The 3349-nt window shown below is 27.4% G+C and carries 2 protein-coding genes and 1 pseudogene; all 3 read left to right on the top strand.

Features of this window, described 5'->3' with window-relative positions:
• On the top strand, positions 1-161 hold a 161-nt coding region (locus HMPREF3134_RS11845; protein WP_141738637.1), incomplete at its 5' end, for an LPXTG cell wall anchor domain-containing protein.
• A 118-nt stretch (positions 162-279) separates the two neighbouring features.
• The gene (locus HMPREF3134_RS08760; protein ID WP_016931415.1) at positions 280-1896 is read left to right on the top strand and encodes a prenyltransferase/squalene oxidase repeat-containing protein; all 1617 of its coding nucleotides are present in this window, start codon (positions 280-282) and stop codon (positions 1894-1896) included.
• Between the two features lie 366 nt (positions 1897-2262).
• A pseudogene (locus tag HMPREF3134_RS11840) lies at positions 2263-3349 on the top strand (transposase); the annotation flags it as partial.

The following is a 3349-nucleotide window of genomic DNA, read 5'->3' as shown; positions in this document are numbered from 1 at the left end:
GCGATAGCGACTCAGATTCAGATAGCGACTCAGATAAAAAAGAATTACCTGCTACAGGTGATAATCAACAAAATAGTGGATTATTATTTGGCTCATTAGTTGCAGGTTTAGGTTCATTATTATTAGGTAGACGTCGTAGAAAAAATAATAATGAAAAATAAAATACACTCTTACTTTTAATGTTAAAAAAGAGCCAGGTCATTATGACCTGGCTTTATTTAAAAAGTAATTTATTTTTAAATAATGTATGGTTGTAAGTAAATTCTAAGGAGGCAAGCTATGTCATTTGAAGATAATATAAAAAAATTAGTGAATAGTATTGATTCTAAAGAAAAAATTGAGAATTATATATTTTTGAGTCTGGGGACTCCTAATATTAAAGCCACTGTTAAGTTATTAAAGAAAGCTAGATATCTGGAAAGTAATATTTTAAAACAAGCTCAAAAATTCAAAAAAAAATCAGGAGAATATCCTAAATGGGTTAAGTTAGATTTAGTGACTAAATGTGAAAAGATTCCCTTTAAAGAACTAAAAGAAGAGATGATCAATACTAGAAGAAATCATATTGAATATGGAATTACTCTAGATGAATATTGGAATACTACGTTTTTACCCGAAGAAATTAATGCAAATGCATTTGTGATACCTAAGAAAAATGATAAAGGTAAATATTTATCTGAACAAAATATTAATAACTATTTGAGAAAATATACAAATCATAGTAAAGGGTTTAATCATGAGTTTTATGAAAATAAAGAAGTAATTAAATTTTATACTAAAAGTTATTTCTTAGATGAGAATAAAATTTATGAACTCGAAGAGTTCGGTTTACAAAAAGGCGTTAGAAAAATTTATGATTTTCATGAAGAGGTTGATAAAATAATAGTTAGTAGTGTGGATTATCTTAAAAATATGCTTTTAGAGAATGGTCGTTATCAATATGGATATTTTCCGCATTTTGATAAAGAAATTGGAACTTATAATGTATTAAGACATTCTTCTTCAACATATGCTTTAATAGAAGGACTTACATATTTGAATCAACCATTAGATAGTGCTGAAAAAGCAATTGATTATATAATTGAAAATTATGTATTTGAAAAAGATGATAAGTGTTATATCTTTGATGACACTGAAAATATTAATGAAATTAAATTAGGTCAAAATGCTTCATTTATATTCGCAGTCTGTGAATATTTAAAGATTAATGAAAATAAAAAGTATTTAGAAATTGCTCAAAAAGTTGCTAAAGGTATTACTTCAATGATTGACAAAACGACATACGATACTGTCCATATCTTAAATTATCCTGATTTAACTGTAAAAGAAAATTTCAGAATCATTTTTTATGATGGGGAAGCAGCTTTAGCATTATTAAGATTATTCCAAATTGATAATAATAAGGAATGGTTAGAAACTTGTAAAAATCTTATGGATCGATTTATTGAAAAAGATTATTGGCAGTATCATGATCATTGGTTAGGGTATTGTTCAAATGAAATAGTACAAATTTTACCTGAGAAGAAATATTTTGAGTTTGGTATTAAAAATGTTAGTGGTTTTCTAGAATATATTAAAACTAGAGAGAAGACATTCCCTACATTTTTAGAAATGTTAATGGCCTCATATCGATTAATTAAGAAAGCTAAAGCAGTTGGTTATGAAAAGCTAGTACACAAATTAATTGATGAAGAAGAACTTATAAATGTAATAGATATCAGAGCTAAATATCAAAGAACTGGATTTTTCTATCCTGAAACAGCGATGTATTTCAAAAATCCTGATAGAATATTAGGTAGTTTTTATATGAAAAACCATGGTTACCGTATTCGTATTGACGACTTAGAACATTACATTTCAGGTTATGTACAATATCAGAAAGAATTTAAGTATTAATCTATAAAAGTAAAGGGTATTTCAATAACAAAATAATATAAAGAGACCTGGACATAATTCCTAGCAAAATAGCTAGTAAATGAGTTTATTATAAATTCATTTACTGGCTTCTTAATTTACAATACTACGTATTGTTTTCTCGCTTTCTTAGGGATAACTTCAGCCTGTAGTCTTCAGCATGTCCAGTTTCCTCAAGAGTCTCGCCAAATTACTTTATATTTATATGTAATTTTACATTGAATACTTAAAAAAATAAGGCACTCTCGTATAATTTAATAAAATCACTAAACTAAATTAACGAAATACCTTATGTATAAAGATTTTAACATGACTTAACTTACTCTACGAAAAGAAACTTTAGTACTTATCCCCACAAATGATATTTCACGACATGTAAATGACATTGTAGAAACAATTCCTAAGACTGAATTCGATGAATTCAGACATCATCGTGGTGCAACCTCATACCATCCGAAAATGATGTTAAAAGTAATTCTATATACCTAGACACAATCTGTGTTTTCAGGACGTAAGATAAAAAGTTACTTAATGATAGCATCCGGATGATGTGGTTATCACAAAATCAAAAGCCTTCTTATAAAACGATTAATCGATTTAGAGTCAATCCAAAAGTAGATGCTTTATTAGAATCATTATTTATTCAATTTCATAGTCAGTGTTTGAAACAACATCTTATAGATGATCAAACCACTTTTATTGATGGTACGAAAGTTGAGGCGAATGCCAATCGATATACATTTGTATGGAAAAAGAGTATTCAAAACCATGAGACAAAGATGAATGAAGATTCTAAAGCACTCTATCATGAATTGGTAACAAATAAAATCATACCTGAGATTAAAAATGATCACGATAATGACTTAACAAAGGAAGAAATAGATTTGATTGATAGTCATTTGGATAAAGAAATCGAAGATTTAAATCAACATATCGATAATGAAAAATGTACTAAAATAAGAAAACAAATACGGCTCAAAAGAACTAAAATTAAACAATACAAAAAGCAAATTAATGATTACTCTGGGCGAAAGCATAGATACGAAGTCCAAAAATCTATTTTAAAGGATAGAAATAGTTATTCTAAAACAGACTATGATGCCACATTTATAAGAATGAAAGAAGATTATATGAAAAAAGGACAACTCAATCCAGGGTATAATTTACAAGTAGAGACAAATTCTCAATTGTTTTATCTTATAATGTGTATCAAAATCCGACTGATACAAGAACGATGATACCATTTTTAAATTCAATTCAAGAAACCTACGGTCATTTATCTGAATATATTGTAGCTGACGTAGGTTATGGTAGTGAATCAAATTATATGGTAATTATAGATCATTTCAATTGAACGTCGCGTATAACTTATTGGAATGTTTATAAAAGATAAAACTAAAGATATAAAAGTGACATCTTTAATACTCAAAATTGG

The organism is Staphylococcus sp. HMSC14D10, assembly GCF_001808125.1.
Lineage (GTDB): Bacteria > Bacillota > Bacilli > Staphylococcales > Staphylococcaceae > Staphylococcus > Staphylococcus haemolyticus.
The sequence above is the reverse complement of the archived record's forward strand: the minus strand, read 5'-3'. Positions and strand labels throughout refer to the sequence as shown.